Origin of the sequence: Pleionea mediterranea, from assembly GCF_003148745.1 — a bacterium.
GTDB classification, from domain to species: Bacteria; Pseudomonadota; Gammaproteobacteria; order Enterobacterales; family Kangiellaceae; genus Pleionea; species Pleionea mediterranea.
Genome location: NZ_QGGU01000017.1, coordinates 16,390 through 38,774, shown reverse-complemented (window position 1 = coordinate 38,774; position 22,385 = coordinate 16,390). Strand labels below are relative to the sequence as shown.

Here is a 22,385-nt window from a genome sequence, read left to right as displayed (position 1 = left end):
TTACGGAGAGACACCATGATACTGAGATCACCAAGCGCAATTGCTTCACCGAAAACGACACCTTCAAAAGCAGTAACTTTATTGGTTCTTTGTGCTTTCTTGTTAAGCGCCACAGGTTGTAAAAAGAAACACCTTAAAACTATAGGTGCGCTTATTGTGGTTGGGGTTGCGGCCAAGTTAATTTATGACATGATCATTGAACATCGCAGCGAGCAAACCCAAAATGACAGGCAGGTGGTGAATAAATACAAAGATACTCATAACGAACTGCCCGATGAACCCGAGCTTTTAAATTATCAAACTCATGTTAAACCGGGTGGTGTGATCAATCCGGGGAATAAAATTTCGATTGTCTCGAATCTTGAAGTGGTTCGCAGCAAACACAAAGAAACGTTTCAGATAGAAGAGAAAATCACCATTTACGACAATGAAGATAACAGCAAACCGTTAAAGAGTCTGGTAAAAGTGGTGAATCAGGACACCAAAAAATGTGGCGCGTTTGAAAATGAATTTACCTTTACTTTGCCCAAAGGAATGCCACAAGGTGTTTACCCGATAAAAACATCGGTCATTGTTGATGGCAAAGAATATCAGGTGGTAGAAAATAAAATGCAACTGGTGTTTCAATCACAGCCGTCTTCAACTCGTCTGGTAATGGCAGACTGATTTGACGTATGTTTTTGGCAAGGTCTTAACTGTGAAGTGTCATTTGTCAATAAGAAAAGCCTCGCCTAAAAAGTCTTTATGAAGTATGGAGGGGTTAGTGATCTGGCTGTATTCTATTATCTTTTGGTTGATCTTTTTGTATTTGAGTTACATCTTGATAAAAAATGTGACATACATTGCTGCCAGAAAAAATAACGGTTTCAAAAAGTTTTCGGTTATTACTTTATACTGTTTGTTTTGGTTAGTTGGAAATGTGGTTTTATTTTATGTGTCTTTTATAGTTGCATATTGCGAGAATTGCCAATATGAATCGCCACTTTCTTTTCGAAATTTACTGCCTGCTTTATTAAGCTATTCTACGTCAGTTTTATTAATTAGCATTAGTTACTGGCACAAAAATAGACTTGATGATTAAGAGTGTTTTAAAATTACAGAAAACTTTTTGATTGTTACTCCTCGAATAAAAAAAGGCCACATTTAACAATGTGGCCTTTTTTGTTTCTTAAATGAGCTTGATGAATTAACTATTGATTTAACGCCTGTTTTTGCTCATCAATTAATTCCCGAATGCCATTTTTTCCATGCTCCAGCATGGCCTGTAAGTCATCATACGAGAAGGTATCGCCTTCAGCGGTGCCCTGAATTTCAACAAAGCCGCCATTTTCATCCATTATAATATTCATATCAGTTTCAGCTTTGCTGTCTTCCAGATAATCCAGATCCAGTACCGGTGTGCCTTTGTAAACACCAACCGATACGGCAGCAATCATATGCTTTAAAGGGTTCACCTTTACTTTTTTGTTTTTGACCATCCAGTTAATGGCGTCTACCAGCGCAATGCATGCGCCCGTAATGGATGCGCAGCGAGTACCGCCATCGGCCTGTAATACGTCACAATCGATATTAATGGTGTGTTCGCCAAGCAGTTTCATATCAACCGCTGCGCGTAATGAGCGACCAATCAAACGTTGAATTTCTTGTGTGCGGCCAGATTGCTTACCACGAGCCGCCTCACGATCACTTCGGGTATGGGTGGCGCGAGGCAACATGCCGTACTCGGCGGTTAACCAGCCCTGATCTTTACCTTTTAAAAATCGCGGAACGCCGTCCACTACCGAGGCATTACACAATACTCGGGTTTCTCCCATTTCAATGAGAACCGAACCTTCGGCATGGCGCGTGAAGTCACGAGTAATGGTTACCGGACGTAGTTGATTTGGGGTTCTACCGCTGGGACGCATTGCGATCTCCTGGTTGACTGTTGGTTTCTGACAGAGCAGAAAGCCGACTAAAGTGAGTGAAAAGTGTTGTTATGGGCGACATTATAAATCATTGGGCAGGCAGTTTGCAGAGTCGTGAGCAGAATTAGCCGATATTGCTTGAGATACATGAAGCGGAGCGGCTTGCTACAGGCAAAGAAGGATGAAGCCGGATGGTAAGTTGGTTACAATGCCTTTCATTCGTATCGATACCCATGCATTTGCGCATAAGCACAGGACAACACCATGATATACAGCATGACGGCGTTTGCACGCCAGCCGATAAAAGCCGATTGGGGCAACGCTCACTGGGAAATTCGCTCGGTCAATCAGCGTTATTTAGAAACCAACTTTCGCTTGCCAGAGGCGTTTCGAAAAATGGAATTTGCGCTGCGCGATAAACTGCGTAAAAAGCTACAACGTGGCAAGCTCGATATCAGCTTACGAATTGATTATTCACCCACCGAAGCGGATGCTATTTCCATTAATCAAAAACTGGCGCAGCAATTAATGCAGGCTCATAAAGAACTGCAATCGGCGGCAGACGTTGAGCAACCACTGCAAATTACCGATTTAATGCGCTGGCCGGGGCTTATCCAGACCACCGAGCTGGATACCTCCAAAGTTGAGAAAGAATTGCTGGCCGCGTTTGATGAAGCCGTCGATGCCTTAATCAATATGCGTCAACGAGAAGGTGCTTCTATGGTAGAGATGATCCAGTCACGCCTCGACGGCATTGCCGAGCAAGTGGTAAAGGTGAAAGCCTGTCTGCCTGACATCATCAAATGGCAACGCGAGCGTATCTTAAGCCGCTTTGAAGACGCCAAAGTGGAACTTGATCCTGAACGACTGGAACAGGAAATGGTGCTGCTGGCACAAAAGGTTGATGTGGATGAAGAGCTGGACCGGCTGGAAACCCACATTAAAGAAGTGAGTCGATTGGTGAAAAAAGGCGGAACCGTTGGTCGACGGCTCGACTTTTTAATGCAGGAGTTAAATCGCGAAGCCAATACTCTGGGATCAAAGTCCATCAGCAGTGAAACCACCGCCGCCTCCGTGGAGGTTAAAGTGTTGATTGAACAGATGCGCGAGCAGATCCAGAATATTGAGTGATAATTGAGTCGTGTAGGTCTTAGCATATTGTCGATCAGAGAACCGCTGATGGCGCATTAATACCACATGGCTGACGCACATTTGACGCAATAATGTCAGTTAATGTCACATAAATAACGTATTCAATCAGGGACTTTCTCCGAATAATGGTGTGAACTTATTTGGAGGAAGTCAGTATGGAAATGAAGTTAGACGTCGACACACTTAAACAACTCAGAGACTCCAGAGCATGGAGTCAGTCACATCTTGCTGAAGTCGCTGATATCAGTTTAAGAACCATTCAGCGAATCGAGAAGACCGGTGTGGCATCACAAGAATCGGTTAAGTCAATTTGTGCGGCTTACGATATAACGGTTGCCGATATTATTGATAATAGCGGTGAAAGCAGTAGCGGCATGAGTCAGCAATCGTCATCTCTTTTTAAAATGAATGGGTTTAAACTAAGTTCTGCAACCATAAAACTAACGTTGCTGTCATTCAGTGTGGCTTTTGTTATTGCATTTGCGTTAAATATGTAGTGTTTATTATAGGTACTAGACTGAGCAGGAGAAATTAAATGAAAAAAGAACGGGATATCGAAAAGGTTTATTCAACCAAAGAGTTTGTTGCAAAGCTTCGACGCCTCGCTGACTCATTAGAGTCTGGCGAAAAGTTTGAGATACAAATTGCCGGTGAGCGAATTTATGTGCCAGTAAGAGCCGAGTACAATATTGAGCATGAGCGCGAAGACGGTAACGAAGAAATTGAGTTTCAAATTAAATGGTCGTATGATTGAGGCGTTTAAACCTTAATATTTTAATAGCTCTACAATTGTGTAGAGCTATTAAAATAGATGTTGTGTTATAAATCAAATTTAAAGTATTTACTACGGCAGTTTTCTCATTAAAGACTTAATATCAATGTTAAATCTATCTTTAATCTCTTTCAGTAGCTGAGTCGATTTAGCTTCTACTTCAGGCAAACAATCATGCTCAATGTGTTTCTCAATAAAAGCACGCTTTTGTTTAGAAGCTTTGCCTCCAGCATTAATAATAATAGACGTTATTTTATCCAGTTTATTGTTTGGTATGTCTGCGATATCGTTGATATACCGCTTAATCCTATCAAATGCGATTAGTAAGCAGATTTCAGATATTAATTCATCTGATATTGCACTATTCATCATCTCATAGGTGAATTTTACATGCTCAGTATAGTCAGGATACCTATACATATAATCAATATCGTTATGTATGATAAGGCGATTGTTATTTTCTGTATCAAGCTCCCATTCAAGCATTGCCATTACAGGTTTTGAGATAGATTCTAAGACAGCGTCATATTTAGCTGTATTTTTAAGTATCGCTGCTGATATAGGGATTATAAATTTATGTTCAGGCTCTCGCTGCTTCATAACATCGTGAATTAAATACCGATGTATCCGACCATTTCCATCATCCATTGGATGAATATAGACTTCTCCAAAAGATATGATAGCCGCATGTATCAATGGTGGGACTCTCCCATCTAGCATTAAATTATCGTGTGTCGACAATAAGCCTTCCATCATCTCAGGGACGTACTTAGCTAATACGCCAACATAGTGCACATCCTCATCTATAAAGTTAAGCCGTTGGATTGTACTTCCTACATAAATTTCTGAAGTACGATAATCTGTTACTCTAGCTTTATCCTCGACAATTTGGTTTTGTAAATCAATTATTTTCTCTTTGGTTAGCTCGAAAAGCCCAGCATTTTTTATTGCGTTTAAAAATCGCTGCATCTTTTTTTTATCTGGCTTTTCGTGCTCAATTTCAGTTGAAGACTTTGTTTCTTTTGTATAGAGGTAATTGATAGATCTCCCTATTACATCTGAGGATAAAAAATCTCCAAGAGTTTGCATCTTTGCCCAAGCGGTATCGTATACGTCAATTTTAGCAAGATTTTTAACTTCTAAAGTCTTGCGTACAGTAGGGCAAAATGCTTGCGTACCTATCGCGTTATTAATCACTCGTGTTCTTTTGTTTTTATTGCCATTTTTTAATGTGTAATAATATTTTTCTTCAAAAAGTTGGATATAATTACCAGACTTAAGATCTGGGAGATCCAGCTTTGAATTAGTTAACCATTCATATAAAAACCAGAGGACCCGATTATATTTAGAATTAGGTTTTTTTGCTAAAAAAGCGCTAAAGTCAGCTTTCTTTAAAAGTGAATTATTAAATATTGCTGAAAAATAATGTAAACGAATACCTTGGTATTTGATCGCTGAAATCATTTGTTCATAAGGGCAGTCTATAAATTTTCGAGATCGTGGAAGGAGTTTTCTTTTAAAGCTACCGTAATTTCGTATGCATTCTGTATCTACCGTATTATCGATGTATACTTCTAAACCCAATTTTGGAAGGAGAAGTTTATAGTATCGATTTAAATAACTATATCCTATTGGCTGCATGTTACTCTTTACATTGTAGGTTTTGAATATATACTGCGCTTTTACTAGTATTACTTGAAGACTTTACTAGATAAACACAAAAACACTTACAAATCCACAAAAACACTTACAAATCCACAAAAACACTTACAAATCCACAAAAACACTTATAATCTGCCCAATAAGTAATATTAACTTATTATTAAAGCTTCCACTTGCTTGGTTATTAAATATTCTTAATATAAGCAAAGCTATAAGTTTATAGCTAACTTAACCGTGTGTATCATTTTAGAATTTCAGCTTGTATAGAATAAAGTGTACTAATTTTGCCCTATGTATTTATAAGTGCAGATAAAAATGCGCTACCACTGCTGTAAAGATCAAATTAGAGGATCGCCCCATGACCACCGCACAAACCATTAAAGCCAAAGCCGCTGTTGCCTGGGAAGCGGGCAAACCACTGACCATTGAACAGGTGGATGTAATGCCGCCTCAGGCCGGTGAAGTGAGAATAAAAATTATTGCCAGTGGGGTTTGCCATACCGATGCATTTACCTTATCGGGCGATGATCCGGAAGGTATTTTTCCTGCTATTTTAGGCCACGAGGGCGGCGGCATTGTTGAATCTGTGGGTGAGGGCGTAACCAGTGTTAGTGTTGGCGATCATGTGATCCCTTTGTACACCCCAGAGTGTGGCGAGTGTAAGTTTTGTTTGTCGGGTAAAACAAATTTATGTCAAAAAATTCGCGAGACTCAGGGTAAAGGGTTAATGCCCGATGGCACCACTCGATTTTCCATCGACGGTAAACCCATTTACCACTACATGGGCTGTTCAACCTTTTCGGAGTATACGGTTTTACCGGAAATTGCCTTGGCCAAAGTCAACAAACAAGCGCCACTGGAAGAAGTGTGCTTGCTTGGTTGCGGCGTGACCACCGGTATGGGCGCGGTAATGAATACGGCAAACGTTGAACAAGGCGCAACGGTCGCAATTTTTGGCCTGGGCGGCATCGGTTTGTCGGCCGTGATAGGCGCAACCATGGCGAAAGCCAGTCGTATCATTGCCATTGATATTAATGAGAGTAAATTTGAGTTGGCAAAAAAGCTGGGCGCTACCGACTGCATTAATCCGAAACAATACGATAAACCGATTCAGGACGTTATTGTCGAGTTGACCGATGGTGGTGTCGATTATTCCTTTGAGTGCATCGGTAATGTGGATGTAATGCGGTCGGCGCTGGAGTGCTGCCATAAAGGCTGGGGCGAATCGGTGATTATTGGTGTTGCCGGAGCCGGGCAGGAAATATCCACGCGACCATTTCAATTGGTCACTGGTCGGGTATGGCGGGGCACCGCTTTTGGTGGCGTAAAAGGTCGCTCGGAACTGCCGGATTATGTAAACCGGTATCTGGAAGGTGAATTTAAATTGTCCGACTTTATCACCCATACCATGGGATTGTCGGATATTAACGACGCCTTCGATTTAATGCATTCTGGTAAGAGTATTCGCTCGGTGGTTCATTTTGACGCAGAAAAGTAATGGCCATTCAGAATAATCGGGAGCCAATGTTATGACCTTTACGGTAAACGCTGAAAATAAAAGTTTTGGTGGCTGGCATAAGCAGCTGACGCACCAGTCAAGTAGCACCCAATGCCAGATGCAACTGGCCATTTATTTGCCGCCAGAAGCATCGGAGCAGAACAAGGTGCCTGTGCTTTACTGGTTATCGGGGCTTACCTGTACCGATGAAAACTTTATGCAAAAAGCGGGTGCTCAAAAATTGGCAGCTGAGTTGGGGATCGCCATTGTTTGCCCAGATACCAGCCCAAGAGGTGAGGATGTGGCCGATGATGATAATTACGATCTCGGTCAGGGCGCCGGATTTTATGTGAATGCCACCGAGCAGCCCTGGGCAAAGCATTATCAAATGTACGATTACCTCGTTGAAGAATTGCCGACGTTAATAGAGCAGTCTTTTCCAGTGACGGACCAGCGAGCGCTCGCTGGTCATTCTATGGGCGGGCATGGCGCCCTGGTCATTGGCTTGCGTAACCCGACTCGTTATACCTCCTTGTCGGCGTTTAGCCCCATTGCCAATCCAGTCGATTGTCCCTGGGGGCAAAAAGCGTTTTCCAGTTATCTTGGAGACGATACTTCCAAGTGGCGGCAGTACGATGCCAGTGAACTGATGACCGATTGTCAGCAGCCATTGCCAACCAGAGTGGATCAGGGGCTGGCCGATAATTTTTTAGTCGAGCAATTAAAGCCTGAGGCATTAGAGCGGGCTGCCAAGAAAAGTGATTACCCACTTCAGTTGCATCGGCACGAGGGTTATGACCACAGTTATTACTTTATTGCCAGCTTTATTGAACAGCACTTACGTTTTCATGCCGAGCATCTGAAACGCTAATATTGAATAAAAGCCCGATAACTGTAATGATTAACTTTCGCTAGTTTTCATCCCGTTGTAATCAATTTGAGTGGCAGTATGACCGATCAAGGAACACTTTATATTGTGTCCGCACCCAGCGGTGCCGGAAAAACCAGCTTGTTAAAAGCCATGTTAGCGGACACCGCCGATGTTCAAATCTCGGTGTCGCACACCACTCGAAAGCAGCGAGCGGGTGAACAAAACGGTCGCGATTATCATTTTGTCAGTGTTGACGATTTTCAGCGCATGATTGTACAAAATGCTTTTCTGGAGTACGCCGAAGTATTCGGCAATTACTATGGCACCTCCCGTGAATGGGTGCAGGCGCAGCTCGATGAGGGCACCGACATCATTTTGGAGATAGATTGGCAGGGTGCCCGGCAAATTCGGGAGTTAATGCCAGCCTGCCGTACGGTATTCATATTACCGCCTTCCAATGAGGCGCTGGAGCAACGACTGCATGGTCGCGGCCAGGACGATGAAGAGGTCATCGCCAAGCGTATGGCGGCCGCCAGACGAGAGATGTCGCACTACGACGAATACGATTACCTGGTGATTAATGATGATTTTGAGGTCGCCAAGCGCGAGTTGCAGGCGATTTTTGTTGCCGAGCGACAAACCACCAATAACCAGAAGCGGCGACATGCGCAATTAATCGACAATCTTTTGGCCTAAACGATTATTTTACGTTATTATATGCGGCCCTGTGAGCACAGTGAGTAAGTACTTTTGCTTCGGGGCTTACGCTGAATAAAGCGGTTAATGGCGTGTCATTTCAAACACGCGAACAAACGCATCAGTGAACCGAATTTTTAATATCGTAATTATTAATATCATAATTATTTTCATTATCGTAATTATAGATAGCAACTAAATAGCAATTAGTAGAGTGGAGAACCTGAATGGCTCGAGTTACCGTTCAAGATGCCGTTGATAAAATTGGCAACCGATTTGATTTAGTACTGGTTTCTGCAAAGCGTGCGCGCCAATTGGCGATCATGGGCAAAGAACCTATGGTTGAGTGGGACAACGATAAGCCTACCGTAGTTGCTCTGCGCGAAATCGAAAAAGACCTGGTAAACCGAGGCAATGTTGATCGTTTGGGTCATGTTGTTGAGGAAGAACAACAAGAGCAAGAATACACCGAGTAACTTTCTCGCTTTTGGATGCTGTATCGCCAAAGGCGATTGAGCATCAACGAATAGACATTAAAGCTACCGAAGTCTGCTCAGGCGGTTCGGTAGCTTTGTTTTATGTGATGTATTATTTTCATCTAGACCTCAAAAAGTAACTCGTTTAAATTAACCTAAGGTCAGTGGATAACGGCTCTGAATAGATAATTTAGACGTACCACTTTAAATACCCCGAGGAAGTATTGGAGATAGCAATTTGTATCTGTTTGCTGGTTTAAAAGAGCAACTGGAAACCTACCTTGAGCCGGATCAGGTCGAGCAGATCCAGCAGGCTTATGTGGTGGCACGCGATGCCCATTCTGGCCAATTGCGTTCATCTGGCGATCCCTATATTACCCACCCCGTGGCGGTGGCGCGCATTCTTTCCGAATACCATTTCGATCCGCAAACCATCATGGCGGCTTTGCTGCACGATGTGATTGAAGATTGTGATGTAACCAAAGAAGATTTGGCGCAACAATTTGGTGATCAGGTTGCCGAACTGGTGGAAGGGGTCAGCAAACTGACTCAAATCAAGTTTCGTACCCGGGCAGAGGCTCAGGCAGAAAACTTCCGTAAAATGATGATGGCGATGGTTCAGGATATTCGGGTGATTCTGATTAAACTGGCGGATCGTTTGCACAACATGCGAACACTTGGTTCATTAAAGCCGAAAAAACGACGCCGGGTGGCCAATGAAACCCTCGAAATTTACGCCCCCATCGCGCTGCGTCTTGGCATGTACGGTATACGCGGCGAACTGGAAGACCTGGGTTTTTCAGCGCAATACCCGATGCGTTATCGGGTATTGAAAGAGTCGGTCCGTAAAGCGCGGGGCAATCGCAAAGAAATTGTTAATACCATAATTGATTCGATCCAGCAGCGACTCGAAGCGGATGTTTTACACGCTCGTGTGGTGGGGCGGCAAAAAGATCTGTTCAGCATTTACCGGAAAATGAAAGAGAAGCGTGCCTCGCTCACCGATGTGATGGATGTGTACGGCTTTCGAGTTATTTGTGATAACGAAGACACCTGTTATCGAATTTTAGGTTTTCTGCACAGTTTGTACATTCCCATTCCCGGTCGTTTCAAAGACTACATTGCTATCCCAAAAGCCAACGGTTACCAAAGTTTGCATACTACGTTAAAAGGCCCACACGGCTTACACATTGAGGTGCAAATTCGAACCGAGTCGATGGAGCAAATGGCGGAAAATGGGGTTGCTGCCCATTGGTTGTATAAATCCAACAACGATTCTAACCCGGCTGAATTAAAAGCGCGGGAATGGATGAAAAGTTTGATGGAATTACAGAGTCGCGCCGGCGATTCCATGGAATTTATCGAAAACGTTAAAATCGATTTGTTTCCCGACGAAGTATTTGTATTCACCCCCAACGGCTCTATTGTTGTGTTGCCTCATGGTGCTACCCCTGTTGATTTTGCCTACGCCATTCATACCGATGTCGGCAACAGTTGCATCGCCTGTAAAATTAACCGGCAAATAATGCCGCTGAGTACACCCTTAAGTAACGGCAGTACGGTGGAAGTGATCACCGCACCAGGCGCAAAGCCAAACCCAAGCTGGTTAAGTTTTGTTATAACCGGAAAGGCACGAGCCAACATTCGCCATTTCTTAAAACACTTACGGCACGATGATGCGCTTAATCTGGGTGAGCGATTGCTGGTTCAGGCTCTGGGTGAACGATCACTCGATGAGTTTGACGATGAGCTGAAGCAAAAAGTGGCCACCAATACGCGACATAAAAACTTTGAAGAAGTGCTGGTTGAAATTGGTTTAGGTCGATTGGCCGCTATTGTGATTGCGCATCGATTATTACCGAAAGAAGAGTCGGCGGTAGAAAGTGAGTCAGCTGATCAAAAACCATTGGCGATCCGTGGCACCGAAGGATTGTTGGTGAGTTACGCAAAATGTTGTCACCCAATCCCTTACGAACCCATCGTTGCGTTTGTGAGCGCCGGACGCGGTATTATTATTCACCGCGCGGGGTGTAAAAACGTTGCCAAACACCAAACCGATGAACACAAATTTATGCCAGTGCAATGGGAAGAAGGCATACAGGGCGAGTTTGTTGTGGAGCTAAGAGTGGTGGTGTTTAACGACAGAGGCATTCTGGCAAAAGTGACCAGCGTAATCGCCGATGCAGAAGCGAACATTATCAACATAGATATTGATCAACAGGACGGCGTGACCAATGCGTTAAACTTTACCATGACGGTACGCGATCGATTGCATATGGCGAATATCATTCGCAAAGTGCGAAAGCATAAATTTGTCAGTCGAATCCATCGACATAAATAGTTCAGCACTGACATCAGCAGAATTAACGTTAATATAACAGGACTTAACAATGACAAAGTTAACCATCAACACAGATAAAGCGCCAGCGGCGATTGGCACTTATTCCCAGGCCACTCAGGTGGGCAGTACGGTTTATTTTTCTGGTCAAATTCCCCTTGATCCAGAATCAATGACTTTAATGAACGATTCCATCGAGACTCAAATCCATCAGGTATTTAAAAATTTGTCGGCGGTTGCCGAAGCCGCAGGTGGTTCATTAAACGATATTGTAAAATTGAATATCTTTTTGACCGACTTGTCCTGTTTTGCAACCGTCAATGAAATTATGGCGGAATACTTTGCCGAACCTTATCCAGCTCGAGCAGCCATTGGTGTAAAAGAATTGCCCAAAGGTGCCAATGTCGAAATGGATGGCATTATGGTTGTGAACTCTCAGGCCAACTAATTAATAAATATTTAAACAAAGCGTTGGCAACCTGTTTGCGAACGCTTTTTCGAGTCAACCGTTTTACTTTTTATTGACTATTGAAACGCAAACTTTGCAGCCAGTCAGTTGAATGTAAAAAGCACGATACACTTACTATGAAAGAAAATCGTCTGGCGCGTATAGAAGCGTTATTGAATGACCGGCAACCGGATTTAACCGTTCTGATGGATCAGGTTCATAAGCCCCATAACCTTGCGGCAATTGTTCGCACTGCCGATGCTGTGGGAATTGGCGAAGTGCATGCGGTACGAGCCGAAGGCAATATTCATCGCTGCAGCGGTACCGCCATGGGTAGTGATCGCTGGGTAAAAGCCAATCAATATGAAAAGCTGGATGATGCCTTATCCGTTGTTAAACAACAGGGCATGCAGGTATTGGCTGCGCATTTTTCGGATCGTGCGGTGGATTTTCGCAGTGTCGATTACACCAGGCCCACTTGTCTTTTACTGGGTGCTGAAAAAGAAGGCGTTAGCGATGCCGCAGCCGAAGCGGCGGATCACCATGTATTAATTCCTATGCTTGGCATGGTGCAATCCCTCAATGTGTCCGTTGCCTCTTCCATTATATTGTACGAAGCCCAGCGTCAGCGCAGTGAAGCAGGAATGTATGGCAGCCGTAAGATATCGGATGAGTTATTTGAACGGCTTAAATTTGAATGGCTTCACCCAAAGATTATGCGTTTTTGCCACAAACATAATCTGCCTTATCCTGTGATTAATGAGCAGGGCGATGTGGACGATGACTATTGGCAGTCGCTGCGGAAAAAAGTGTCTGGCCAATAGATTTCTTGTTCAGGTTTTGTCCTGTTAGCTTACCGGTGTGTAATATATACTCTCTTTGCCAGACTATGCGCTGTATATCAATATTTATTGAATTAATAGCCTAATGAATTAATAGCCCAATAAATCGACAGGCTATTGAACCAATAAGCTAATGACTCATTCGGTCAAAAAATTATAACAAGGATGATAGAGCTATGACTCAAACATTATCAACGCCTCTTAACCAGTCTGAGCGGCTGCATGTGCTGGATTTAATCCGGGGCATTGCGGTTCTCGGTATCTTAATGATGAATATACAGGCATTCGCAATGCCGTTCGTCACCTATATGAACCCAACCGTGTATGGCGATTTGACCGGTATTAACTATTGGTCATGGTATTTTTCGCATCTGATTTTTGATCAAAAGTTCATGAGTATTTTTTCCATGTTGTTTGGCATGGGCGTTTTAATTTTTGCCGAGCGAGCCGATGCCCGTGAAGGACACAGTGGTAAACGACATTACATTCGTATGATGTGGTTACTGGTGTTTGGTCTTATTCATGCTTACCTGATTTGGTGGGGCGATATACTGGTGGCGTATGCTATCAGCGGCTCATTGGCCTACCTGTTCCGGGACGCTAAAGTTAAAACATGGCTCTGGACAGCGCTTGGATTAATTGTGTTGATATCGTTAGTTCAATGGTCGCAGGGTTTTGCTTTTCCTCATATGACAGAAGAGCAAATTGCTAAAGATATATTGCCGATGTGGCAACCGGATCAATCGTTACTCGATGCCGAGTTAAAAGCCTATCTGGGCAGCTGGACAGAGGCGTTTAATTATCGAGTTGGGCAAACCGCAACCTTGCAACTTTACATGATCTTTTATGTGCCAAAAATTTTGGCGTTAAATTTAATCGGAATGGCGATGTTAAAGTCTGGGTTTGTAAAAGGTGCCTGGAGCAAGTCTCAATATTTGTTAATGGGGTTGGTATTAATTACTACCGGAATGATGTTAACCGCTATTGGTGCGGGCAATAATATGGCAGCGGGATTTCATTACACTTATTCCATGGCGTTCGGTATTCAATACAATTATTGGGGCAGCGCATTCACTGCGGTTGGTTACATCAGTTTATTGATGTTATTGGCGAATAATATTCAGACCAGTGTGATCAAGCGTTCGTTTGCCCGAGTCGGTCAAATGGCCTTTACCAATTATATTGCTCAGTCGTTGTTATGTACCTTTATTATTTACGGACACGGGTTTGGTTTGTACGGTCAGCTTGAGCGTTATCAACAGGTATTGTTTACCATTGCGGTCTGGCTGGTGCTAATTGTGTTTTCTAATGTATGGATGTCGCGTTTCCGGTTTGGGCCTCTTGAATGGTTATGGCGCAGTTTAACCTACGGAAAATTACAGTCCATTCAACAGAAACGGACCCAAAACGAGGCGTAAGTTTGACTGAGTTTAGATTACCCGACAGTCCCATTATTGATTGCCGCGATCGCGCTAGTTTTAAGCAGCGGCATTTGAAGGGTAGCGTCAATATTCCTGCGGCAGAATTATTTCAACGGATGCATGAGCTGCCGCAAAAGCAACAGGCATTAACCATTGTTTATGATCGGTCATCACGGCCGGATGCAGAAACATTTTTTACTGACCGACATTTTATTATTGAGCGCTGGATCGCAGACGAGGATTTTAATGCTATTGATCCCTCCCTGTTATCAAAAGGTCGATCGTCTATCTATCACTGGCAACCGGCGCCATTTGTTAAACAGTTTGAACAGGACTATTTAAAACCCAATTACACTAAAAAGAACAATAACAAGAACGATAACCTCAATAATGGCGTCATTTTAGATCTGGCTTGTGGTGCGGGCAGAGATGCTGTCTATCTTTCAATGCAAGGTTGGCAGGTGATAGGTGTGGATTATTCTGAAACGGCATTGCAACGTTGCCAATTGACAGCCAGCGAATATGATCAACACGTGGAACTTAAACAAGCGGATCTGGAAAAAGATTTTGATTTTGCATCGTTGCATATTAATCATCCCGTTATGGCGGTCGTGGTGTGTCGATATTTGCATCGTCCGCTAATGAGTAAAATTAAATCGCTGCTGGCTCCCGGAGGTATGATCGCTTATCACACCTTTATGCAGGGCTGCGAAAAAATTGGTTCGCCTCGTAATCCCAATTATCTTCTTAAGCCGAATGAACTGGCTGAAACATTTGACGAATTTATTGTTTTACAAAATGAAGTATCGCACTTAAGTGACGGTCGCCCTGTGGCAAATTTTGTCGCAAGAAAACCGTTATAACTTTTTAAGGAATAACAATGATTAAACAACTAATCGCTATAACCGTTTTAACGTTTAGTGTTTTGAGTGTCGCTAAAGAATACGATTCTCCGGCAAAAACTGTCGATGATATTAAGCAGCGGATAACAGAGCTGGTTGAATATCATGGCATACCGGGATTGTCTGTAGCCATTGTTGAAAATGATCATAATCGACTGGTTGCTGGTTTCGGAATGGCTGATCGGGAGCAGAAGAAACCTGCGTCAGCAGAAACACTGTTTCGCATAGGTTCTATTTCAAAAATGTTTGTGTCGTTAGCGGCATTAAAGTTACAGGAACAGGGCAAACTGGATCTTAATACACCACTAAAGGAATTAGCTCCAGACATTGAATTTGATAACCCCTGGTCAGAAACAGACCCGGTAAGACTGGTGCATTTATTGGAGCACAGCGCTGGCTGGGACGATATTCACTTAACGGAATACGCCAGCAATGATCCTGCTCCTTTAACTTTAAAGCAGGCGCTTGATTATCATCCCGATTCACGAGTATCGCGTTGGCGCCCTGGTGTTCGTATGTCTTACGCCAACTCTGGACCAGCCGTAGCGGCTTACGTAATTGAAAAAGTCACCGGCATGGACTTTGAAAGCTATATTAATCAACAGTTTTTTCAGCCACTTGAAATGACCACGGCGACCTATCGTTATCCTGAGCAGGATCATTTATTGGCAAAACTGTATCAGTCTGGTGAAGAAGCGCCTTATTGGCATATTTCGATGCGACCTTCCGGTTCGATTAATGCGTCAGCCCGTGATATGGCCAATCTTGTTCGGTTTTATCTTAATCGAGGAGTTGCCAACGGCGATCGAATTCTCTCTGCTGAATCCATTCGACGAATGGAAACCCCTGAGACTTCGTTGGCTGCAAAAGCGGGTATGAAAACCGGCTTTGGAACCGGAAACTTTACCACGACCTATAAGAACTTTGTTTTTTATGGTCATAATGGCGGTGTCAATGGTGGTGTATCGCAATTAGCCTATTTACCAAATCAGGGAGTGGGTTATGCAATTGCGATGAATTCCGATAACAGTCAGGCGTTTAAAGCGATTTATCAGGAAGTGCAACGTTATATTACCTTTGGTTTATCCGGACCAAAGCTTCCAGAAGTCACATCCTTACCAGAAAACACAGCAGAGCAATACAGCGGTTTCTATCGACTGGTAAATCCAAGACAAGCCTTGTTTGGATTTGGCTCGGAATTATTTGGTAGTCGATACTTAAGAGTTGAAAAAAACATAGCTGCCTGGGGTGAAATTAGCAAAGCAACCAATAAAGAAAATGATGAAAAGAGTGATTCTAAATCCGCGGAAAAAGATAAACATTTCTATCCTATATCGGATCAATTATTAAGGCGCCATGATGCCAGTGTCGCCAGTATGGCTTTGCTAAAAGACGAGAGTTGTTTGGCTGTTCAAATTGGAACGCAGTATTGGCAGAAAATATCATCCTTTAATCACTATGCTACGAAAATAGCAGCATGGACGTTTATTACCATCACTGGATTACAAATTCTTTGGTTTTTTGTCTGGGGAATTCGAAGACTTAATAAACAAATTAGCAAAGGTCCAGCGATGCAAATTCGAATTTGGCCAGCCTTAGCTGCCTTTTCAATATTAGGGACTTCAATATTGTTAATCGTAGGTGAGTTAGTGGATGTTTTTGTTATGTTGGGGCAGCCATCGTTTATTTCAGTATCGATTCTTATTTTAACTTGGCTTTATCCTGTTGCAGCCATTGTTGGTTTGATTCAAAGTGTTCGTTATCGCTCGGAATCGATTAATTCAGTTGCCAAAGTTTTTTGTTTGATAAGCAGTGCGGTGTTTGTTTTATCCATTTTATACTTATTGCCGGCTGGATTAATTGGCTTATCAACCTTTAGTTATTAGAAGCAATCTTAAAAGTACTGTACTTGATGATACTGCGATAAATAAAACCATGTTTGATATTGACCATCTTTCGGCCATTACTGTTGCAGAATGCAGCGACTGGATAGTGATTAATAAACCGGCGGGGTTGTCACTGCATTCAGAAGGTAATGAGCCGGGTTTGGTTGAGCAGATTAAACAAAGATTATCACTTAATTATTTGGCGCCAGTGCATCGTCTTGATAAGGTCACTAGTGGTTGTTTATTATTAGCCAAGCATCCTGAGTCGGCCTCATGGTTATCGAAACAATTTCAGAATAGGCAGGTGGAAAAATATTATCTGGCACTTACAGCCGGTAAGCCTAAAAAGAAGCAGGGCTCTATCATCGGTGATATGGTTCCTGCCAGAAATGGCAACTATAAATTAACCCAGTCAAAAAATAATTCCGCAATAACACAGTTTTTCAGTTACGGTTTGAGTGAAGGCATTCGGTTGGTTATAGTTAGGTTGTTAACCGGAAAAACGCATCAAATTAGAGTCGCGCTAAAGAGTATAAGCTCGCCCATTTTAGGCGATGAACGTTATGGCAGTTCCCAGTCGAACATCAGTATTGATCGTTGTTATCTGCACGCTTACCAGCTAACCTTTGATGATTTGGCTGGTAATCGAAAAACCGTTAGCTGCTTACCTTTAACGGGCGAACGGTTTACACAGTCAATTTTTAAACAAGCGATAAAAGATGTTTCCGTTGATCAACTGGCCTGGCCCAAAACTAGAAACTAGAAACTAGAAACTAAGATAAATAAACCCGATAAAGTGAGTAGTTATGAAATTTTTAATTATTATGATCGCATGTATTAATATCTGCTTTGCGAGTGAAGCTTTTACAACAGGGCCTGTAATAAAAAACTACGGTAAAAAAGCAGAAGTCATACAAACGAATTCGGTTGATAGCACTAGTGTGTTTAAAGTCGCTTTTGATGTTGCTGATCAAAGTAAAGAGAAACAACATAACCGTCATTTTGAAAGCCTGGCGCGGTTTATGAATATGCATGTGGCTGCTGGGGTAAAACAAGACAACATTAAGTTGGCATTGGTTGTACACGGTAAAGCAGGCTATGATCTTTTAACGGATGAGCAGCATGAAAAACAATTCGGCTATAACAATTCCAGTAAAGCATTGCTGACGGAATTAATGACTAATAATGTTCGAGTGATTATTTGTGGGCAATCTGCGGCTTATTTGGGTATTAAAAACGAACATCTGTTGGACGGTGTTGAAATTGCATTATCGGCTATGACCGCTCATGCCCTGCTGCAACAACAGGGATATACGGTAAATCCATTTTAGCGAGTTAATTTTTTTGGATCTTGTCAACCATTTTTCACATCGATTTTTTTGAAAGGCTATTGCTCTTATTGCTCCAGAAATAACGAGTACCTGAATTGAAATTATAGCCGCCAAGCCAGTGTGGTTTTGAATACTGACGTTGCCATTTATGATGGTCATTTAATACAGATTCTCCTTCTGAAGTTAATGCAAGTTTATCCTCTGTTTGTTGGATAAGTGCTGGCTTATCAGTCTGTAACAAATCGATTACCTGGAAAAAACCAAGATCACCCCAAAATAAGTCTGGTTCTATTGTGCAGTATTGTTTGAATATTTCCGGTTTGGATAAAGGATGTTTTGCAAGTACGGATAAAATCATCTGTTCGGTTTGTGTGATGCCAGTGCTGGCGTCAGGAAGTTCTTTCAGTGTGCGTATTACCGTTGACTGCAAAAAAGGCAGTGCAGATATTTTTTTATCACGTAATTGATACCATGTTTCAGGAGTTGGGTTTCGAAAGGCCTGCCACGCTACTTTAGCTAATGCCAATTGTTCGTCGGTTATCGGTTTTGCAATATCTCTTAAGGCTGAAAACTCATCGATAGTATGATAACCAAGATAATTGGATGTTTGTATGATTGATAGATTTTGATGGCAGTCTGGCTGTTGTTCTAACTCGGCTAGAATTTGCAATAATTGAAGTTGGTCATAAAGATCATGCTCAAACCACAGCGTGATGGATTGAAACTCTTTGAGTTGGTGGAAGATACTATCTCTTTGTTTAAAACTGGCTCGTATGTCTTTGTATTCACCCCAGTTAAGCGACGACAAAAACCTTGCCCGTACATCGGATAGTCTGGTTAATGGTAAATCAGCTGGAACAGGCCCTATATGTAACACATCTCTCCAGGGAAGATGAGTGCCTTTAATGCCCGCCTCAATCATTTGCTGAACAGCGCCGTCGCCATTGGTAATGTGTAAATGACTATTCATTTTTAGAACCTTCAGAGATTGTTTCTCTAACACGCGGCATCATTCGCCGGCTGACGGGTATTGTGTTGTCATTTGTTAAAATCAACTGACCATTTCCAGAGTCACTTTTCAGTGCGCGAATGCAATCGAGATTCACCAGATAAGAGCGGTGCACTTTTATAAAATTGGCTGGCATCAATTCAGCTAATTTTTTAAGACTGCCACTGAATAAAAGTTGACGACTGGAATTTAAATGCAGTTCAACATAGTCGCCAGATGCCTGGCAGTAGAAAATGTCATTAATGGCGACTCGTTCCATTTTACCTGAGCTGTTAATTTGAATATGCTCGGCAGTTTGTTGTTGACGACTTTGTTCGAGCTTGTATTCCAACTTGGCTATTTGCTGTTGTTCTTTTTGTCGCTTTGTTTGAGCTAAATTAAATTCTTTAGCTTGTTGTACCATCAGGTAGCAAAGCAATGCTGCAATGAGTAAGTAGTAAACAAGTTCGTGGAAGTAACTAAAAGTGACTATAATCGTGGCGGTAAACGTTAAAAAAATTAAAAAATAGCCCAGATTATGCCAGCTAAATGTTTGTTTTAAGCGAAGCCCTATCAGCAAGGTCGATAAAAAACTCGGAACCAAGGTGGCCAGTGCTGTTTTAGCATCAAAGCTTTCTATGAACAGCAACCCGATCAAGGTTATCAACAGACCGCTATAAATCCAATGCACACTACGTGATGAAAATTGTCGACTGATCAAAACCAGCAAACAAAAACCAAAGCCCCAGGAAAAAAATGTAATCAATACCAGTCGAACATCGTGCATGGGATAATCGTATTGAAACAAAGCTCTGGATATTTCTGATAATAATTGCAACGACGCTGTAATGGATAATGTCATTAGCAGTAATGATTTCTCACGCCTTGCTGCGTTAAAACTGAGTGCACCAAAATACAAAGCACTGACTAAAAATACTCCGAATAATCCTAGTCCAAGAGCACTATATGGCTGTGAAAATCGATTGGCACTGCCGTACTCACCAATGGCTATATAGTGCATCGGATGCCCCAGATTTACGTAACTGTTATGGGTTGATAGTTGCAGGTGCAAGGTATTCGTTTGTTGGTTTAGATATTCACCGGGTAAATAAAATACGGCATCCAGTTTACCGGGCGATTCCATTTTCGCTTGAGTGGCCGGTATGCCATTTTGGCCCAGTGGCTGACCATTTAAAAAAACACGGCTGGATGCTTTGGCCATCAAATACAAGCCGAGTGGTGGTTCTATCTTGAGTAACTGTGGGGATGTGTCAAAAGTCAGCTCAACCCAAATAGATTTTCCCTGAGGATCCAGGTTATAAAAAGTATCACTTTCGCAGCCTGGTTGAGAAAAATCAGGAGCGGTGTTAAATACGGTTGGCTGTTGGCATACTGTCAGCTTTTGTCCGGTTAATGAGAATAACGAATCGGCATTCACTGTAGCTGTTAACCCCAGCAGAATAATTACCCTTAAATAAACACCTAACTGTTTCAAAAAATGAATTCCCGAGTAATAACCGTTTACCGAATATGACCTACCGCTTAACGGTTAAGTCGCTAATTTACAGGCCTCTGGCCGAATAACGCTGATCATCTGCCTGATTAGTCTGGTTAAATTTAAACTCAGTTGAACAGCGAGGACCATTCTATGAGATGCATTAAGTTTTTAACAGGGCTGGCAATCGCCAGTTTTGCAACTGCCTGTCTGGCACAGGTCGACAATAAACATAACACCAAACAAAACACCATACATAACACCATACATAACACCATACATAACACCAAAACCGGTGAACAGGTGATTACCTTTACCTCGAAAAGTGGTCAAACAACTCAGGCGTTTCAAGGCCGTTTTAATGTGCCTGAGAATCGACTGGATGATCAATCGCGTCAAATTGCCATCAGTTACGTACGATTTCCAGCAACCGGCAGTAAAAAAGGTCCGCCAATAATTTATCTGGCAGGCGGTCCGGGAGGCTCTGGAATTGCTACGGCAAAAGGCGGACGATTTCCGTTATTTATGGCGTTACGCCAGTTTGGTGATGTGATTGCGCTGGATCAACGGGGTACTGGGCAATCTGAGTCTGCTCCGGCCTGCCAATCTTTGCAACAGCTTAGTCTGACTAAGGCGTATTCAAGCAATGACATTGCAGATCATTATCGCAAGGCTGCACTTGAATGCGTAACACAGTGGCAACAACAGGGATTCGATGTTAATGGTTACACCACGGTACAAAACGCATGGGATATTGACGACTTAAGACAACATCTGGGAGCCGATAAAGTGACCTTGTGGGGAATTTCTTATGGCAGTCATCTGGCATTGGCGGCAATGGAGCTGTTTGAAGAGCGAATTGAAAAGGTAATTATTGCCAGTGCCGAAGGGCTCAATCAAACCGTTAAGTTACCGTCGCGCACGGATCGCTACTTTGAGCGTTTGCAGCAAACGATTGATGCAAAGGCAGAATTAAAACAGCGCTATCCGGATATCAAAGCATTAATGGCCCGAGTGCACCGGTCGCTGGAGCAACAACCCTTGCTGGTGGATATTCCTGCAAAAGACGGCAGTGTGAGTTCCATGTTATTTCAAAAATCCCATATGCAAATGTTGGCTTCGATGATGATTGCCGATCCATCTTCGTACCTGGGCATGTTATTGCAACTGTATGCGAGATTAGACAGCGGCAGCAAAGACATGCTGGTACAGGTGCTGCAATATGGCATGTTTGATGATAAAGCCATCAGTTTCCGGTTGATGCCAATGGCGATGGATATTGCTTCGGGTATTAGTGAGTCTCGACTTAAAACTGTTAATAAACAGGCGGAAACTTCGTTGTTGGGTTTATGGTTAAATTTTCCAATGCCCCAGTTAAATGGAATTGTCCCGGGGTTGGATCTGGGCGATGCATTTCGACAGCCAAAGTCGCGTCAAGTACCAACACTGTTACTATCCGGCACACTGGATGGAAGAACTTATCCTCAGGGGCAAGTTGAAGCAACTCGACATCTAAAAAATCTAACACAGGTAACGGTGATTAATGCGGGACATAATCTATTTACCGTATCGCCGGAAGTACTTAAGGTGATGGAGCAATTTTTAGCGAATAAGTCAGTTGATAAAGCCAGTATTATCCTGGAGCCACCAAGCTTTTAGTTTAATACTTAAGTAATCATTGAATAAGCCGCTGTGAGTGG

General features: G+C 42.7%; 21 protein-coding genes. 17 read left to right on the top strand and 4 right to left on the bottom strand.

Features of this window, described 5'->3' with window-relative positions; translation table 11 throughout:
• The first annotated feature begins 15 nt into the window (after positions 1-15).
• Entirely contained in the window at positions 16-666 is a 651-nt protein-coding gene (locus C8D97_RS17440) for a hypothetical protein (protein WP_109765095.1), read from the top strand.
• Between the two features lie 524 nt (positions 667-1,190).
• Here C8D97_RS17440 and rph read toward each other — a convergent pair.
• Positions 1,191-1,907, bottom strand: a complete 717-nt coding sequence (gene rph, locus C8D97_RS17430; RefSeq protein WP_109765093.1) for a ribonuclease PH — start codon at positions 1,905-1,907, stop codon at positions 1,191-1,193.
• Between the two features lie 264 nt (positions 1,908-2,171).
• Between rph and C8D97_RS17425 the strand changes: the two genes are divergently transcribed.
• The 3 genes from C8D97_RS17425 (at position 2,172) to C8D97_RS17415 (ending at position 3,813) form a co-directional block, all read left to right on the top strand.
• Positions 2,172-3,038, top strand: coding sequence for a YicC/YloC family endoribonuclease (locus tag C8D97_RS17425; protein ID WP_109765092.1), 867 nt, complete (start codon positions 2,172-2,174; stop codon positions 3,036-3,038).
• Positions 3,039-3,214: 176 nt separating this feature from the next.
• Entirely contained in the window at positions 3,215-3,556 is a 342-nt protein-coding gene (locus tag C8D97_RS17420; RefSeq protein WP_109765091.1) for a helix-turn-helix transcriptional regulator, read from the top strand.
• 38 nt (positions 3,557-3,594) lie between these two features.
• Entirely contained in the window at positions 3,595-3,813 is a 219-nt protein-coding gene (locus C8D97_RS17415) for an amphi-Trp domain-containing protein (protein WP_109765090.1), read from the top strand.
• 90 nt (positions 3,814-3,903) lie between these two features.
• Here the strand turns inward: C8D97_RS17415 and C8D97_RS17410 are convergent, their stop codons facing one another.
• Entirely contained in the window at positions 3,904-5,472 is a 1,569-nt protein-coding gene (locus C8D97_RS17410; RefSeq protein WP_109765089.1) for a Fic family protein, read from the bottom strand.
• Between the two features lie 379 nt (positions 5,473-5,851).
• Between C8D97_RS17410 and C8D97_RS17405 the strand changes: the two genes are divergently transcribed.
• From C8D97_RS17405 to C8D97_RS17350, 12 genes are all read left to right on the top strand, one after another.
• A complete protein-coding gene (locus C8D97_RS17405; protein ID WP_109765088.1) occupies positions 5,852-6,991 on the top strand; it encodes an S-(hydroxymethyl)glutathione dehydrogenase/class III alcohol dehydrogenase in 1,140 nt (379 codons plus the stop codon).
• Positions 6,992-7,022: 31 nt separating this feature from the next.
• On the top strand, positions 7,023-7,862 hold the full coding sequence (gene fghA / locus C8D97_RS17400) for an S-formylglutathione hydrolase (protein ID WP_109765087.1): 840 nt from the start codon (positions 7,023-7,025) through the stop codon (positions 7,860-7,862).
• Between the two features lie 78 nt (positions 7,863-7,940).
• The gene (gmk, locus tag C8D97_RS17395; protein WP_109765086.1) at positions 7,941-8,558 is read left to right on the top strand and encodes a guanylate kinase; all 618 of its coding nucleotides are present in this window, start codon (positions 7,941-7,943) and stop codon (positions 8,556-8,558) included.
• 227 nt (positions 8,559-8,785) lie between these two features.
• On the top strand, positions 8,786-9,034 hold the full coding sequence (gene rpoZ / locus C8D97_RS17390; RefSeq protein ID WP_109765085.1) for a DNA-directed RNA polymerase subunit omega: 249 nt from the start codon (positions 8,786-8,788) through the stop codon (positions 9,032-9,034).
• A 238-nt stretch (positions 9,035-9,272) separates the two neighbouring features.
• Entirely contained in the window at positions 9,273-11,375 is a 2,103-nt protein-coding gene (gene spoT / locus C8D97_RS17385) for a bifunctional GTP diphosphokinase/guanosine-3',5'-bis pyrophosphate 3'-pyrophosphohydrolase (protein ID WP_109765084.1), read from the top strand.
• A 49-nt stretch (positions 11,376-11,424) separates the two neighbouring features.
• Positions 11,425-11,820, top strand: a complete 396-nt coding sequence (locus C8D97_RS17380) for a RidA family protein (protein ID WP_109765083.1) — start codon at positions 11,425-11,427, stop codon at positions 11,818-11,820.
• 137 nt (positions 11,821-11,957) lie between these two features.
• Positions 11,958-12,644 (top strand): tRNA (guanosine(18)-2'-O)-methyltransferase TrmH, encoded by a 687-nt coding sequence (gene trmH, locus C8D97_RS17375; protein ID WP_109765082.1) that lies wholly within the window; start codon positions 11,958-11,960, stop codon positions 12,642-12,644.
• Between the two features lie 194 nt (positions 12,645-12,838).
• The gene (locus tag C8D97_RS17370) at positions 12,839-14,080 is read left to right on the top strand and encodes a DUF418 domain-containing protein (protein WP_109765081.1); all 1,242 of its coding nucleotides are present in this window, start codon (positions 12,839-12,841) and stop codon (positions 14,078-14,080) included.
• 2 nt (positions 14,081-14,082) lie between these two features.
• Entirely contained in the window at positions 14,083-14,946 is an 864-nt protein-coding gene (locus tag C8D97_RS17365) for a methyltransferase domain-containing protein (RefSeq protein ID WP_170115292.1), read from the top strand.
• A 17-nt stretch (positions 14,947-14,963) separates the two neighbouring features.
• Entirely contained in the window at positions 14,964-16,871 is a 1,908-nt protein-coding gene (locus C8D97_RS17360) for a serine hydrolase domain-containing protein (protein WP_109765079.1), read from the top strand.
• 49 nt (positions 16,872-16,920) lie between these two features.
• Complete coding sequence (locus tag C8D97_RS17355; RefSeq protein ID WP_109765100.1) at positions 16,921-17,634, top strand: RluA family pseudouridine synthase; 714 nt, start codon at positions 16,921-16,923, stop codon at positions 17,632-17,634.
• Positions 17,635-17,677: 43 nt separating this feature from the next.
• Positions 17,678-18,202, top strand: a complete 525-nt coding sequence (locus tag C8D97_RS17350; protein ID WP_109765078.1) for a DsrE family protein — start codon at positions 17,678-17,680, stop codon at positions 18,200-18,202.
• 34 nt (positions 18,203-18,236) lie between these two features.
• Here the strand turns inward: C8D97_RS17350 and C8D97_RS17345 are convergent, their stop codons facing one another.
• Both C8D97_RS17345 and C8D97_RS17340 read right to left on the bottom strand, forming a co-directional pair.
• Entirely contained in the window at positions 18,237-19,172 is a 936-nt protein-coding gene (locus C8D97_RS17345; protein ID WP_109765077.1) for a DUF1835 domain-containing protein, read from the bottom strand.
• Positions 19,165-20,685 carry a LytR/AlgR family response regulator transcription factor gene (locus C8D97_RS17340; RefSeq protein WP_109765076.1) on the bottom strand — a complete coding sequence of 507 codons (1,521 nt, stop codon included), beginning with the start codon at positions 20,683-20,685 and terminating at the stop codon, positions 19,165-19,167. The genes C8D97_RS17345 and C8D97_RS17340 overlap by 8 nt, the downstream gene beginning before the upstream one ends.
• A gap of 153 nt (positions 20,686-20,838) precedes the next feature.
• Here C8D97_RS17340 and C8D97_RS17335 point away from each other — a divergent pair, with 153 nt between their 5' ends.
• On the top strand, positions 20,839-22,344 hold the full coding sequence (locus C8D97_RS17335; RefSeq protein ID WP_109765075.1) for an alpha/beta hydrolase: 1,506 nt from the start codon (positions 20,839-20,841) through the stop codon (positions 22,342-22,344).
• Positions 22,345-22,385: the final 41 nt, after the last annotated feature.

What these genes read in the sequence shown, in the direction of transcription:
- C8D97_RS17360 (WP_109765079.1), top strand. Translation starts at nt 14,964, where the DNA reads ATGATTAAACAACTAATCGCTATAACCGTTTTAACGTTTAGTGTTTTG.
- C8D97_RS17415 (WP_109765090.1), top strand. Translation starts at nt 3,595, where the DNA reads ATGAAAAAAGAACGGGATATCGAAAAGGTTTATTCAACCAAAGAGTTT.
- fghA (WP_109765087.1), top strand. Translation starts at nt 7,023, where the DNA reads ATGACCTTTACGGTAAACGCTGAAAATAAAAGTTTTGGTGGCTGGCAT.
- C8D97_RS17350 (WP_109765078.1), top strand. Translation starts at nt 17,678, where the DNA reads ATGAAATTTTTAATTATTATGATCGCATGTATTAATATCTGCTTTGCG.
- C8D97_RS17355 (WP_109765100.1), top strand. Translation starts at nt 16,921, where the DNA reads ATGTTTGATATTGACCATCTTTCGGCCATTACTGTTGCAGAATGCAGC.
- C8D97_RS17370 (WP_109765081.1), top strand. Translation starts at nt 12,839, where the DNA reads ATGACTCAAACATTATCAACGCCTCTTAACCAGTCTGAGCGGCTGCAT.
- C8D97_RS17405 (WP_109765088.1), top strand. Translation starts at nt 5,852, where the DNA reads ATGACCACCGCACAAACCATTAAAGCCAAAGCCGCTGTTGCCTGGGAA.
- C8D97_RS17345 (WP_109765077.1), bottom strand. Translation starts at nt 19,172, where the DNA reads ATGAATAGTCATTTACACATTACCAATGGCGACGGCGCTGTTCAGCAA.
- trmH (WP_109765082.1), top strand. Translation starts at nt 11,958, where the DNA reads ATGAAAGAAAATCGTCTGGCGCGTATAGAAGCGTTATTGAATGACCGG.
- C8D97_RS17420 (WP_109765091.1), top strand. Translation starts at nt 3,215, where the DNA reads ATGGAAATGAAGTTAGACGTCGACACACTTAAACAACTCAGAGACTCC.
- C8D97_RS17410 (WP_109765089.1), bottom strand. Translation starts at nt 5,472, where the DNA reads ATGCAGCCAATAGGATATAGTTATTTAAATCGATACTATAAACTTCTC.
- rpoZ (WP_109765085.1), top strand. Translation starts at nt 8,786, where the DNA reads ATGGCTCGAGTTACCGTTCAAGATGCCGTTGATAAAATTGGCAACCGA.
- C8D97_RS17335 (WP_109765075.1), top strand. Translation starts at nt 20,839, where the DNA reads ATGAGATGCATTAAGTTTTTAACAGGGCTGGCAATCGCCAGTTTTGCA.
- rph (WP_109765093.1), bottom strand. Translation starts at nt 1,907, where the DNA reads ATGCGTCCCAGCGGTAGAACCCCAAATCAACTACGTCCGGTAACCATT.
- C8D97_RS17380 (WP_109765083.1), top strand. Translation starts at nt 11,425, where the DNA reads ATGACAAAGTTAACCATCAACACAGATAAAGCGCCAGCGGCGATTGGC.
- C8D97_RS17440 (WP_109765095.1), top strand. Translation starts at nt 16, where the DNA reads ATGATACTGAGATCACCAAGCGCAATTGCTTCACCGAAAACGACACCT.
- gmk (WP_109765086.1), top strand. Translation starts at nt 7,941, where the DNA reads ATGACCGATCAAGGAACACTTTATATTGTGTCCGCACCCAGCGGTGCC.
- C8D97_RS17425 (WP_109765092.1), top strand. Translation starts at nt 2,172, where the DNA reads ATGATATACAGCATGACGGCGTTTGCACGCCAGCCGATAAAAGCCGAT.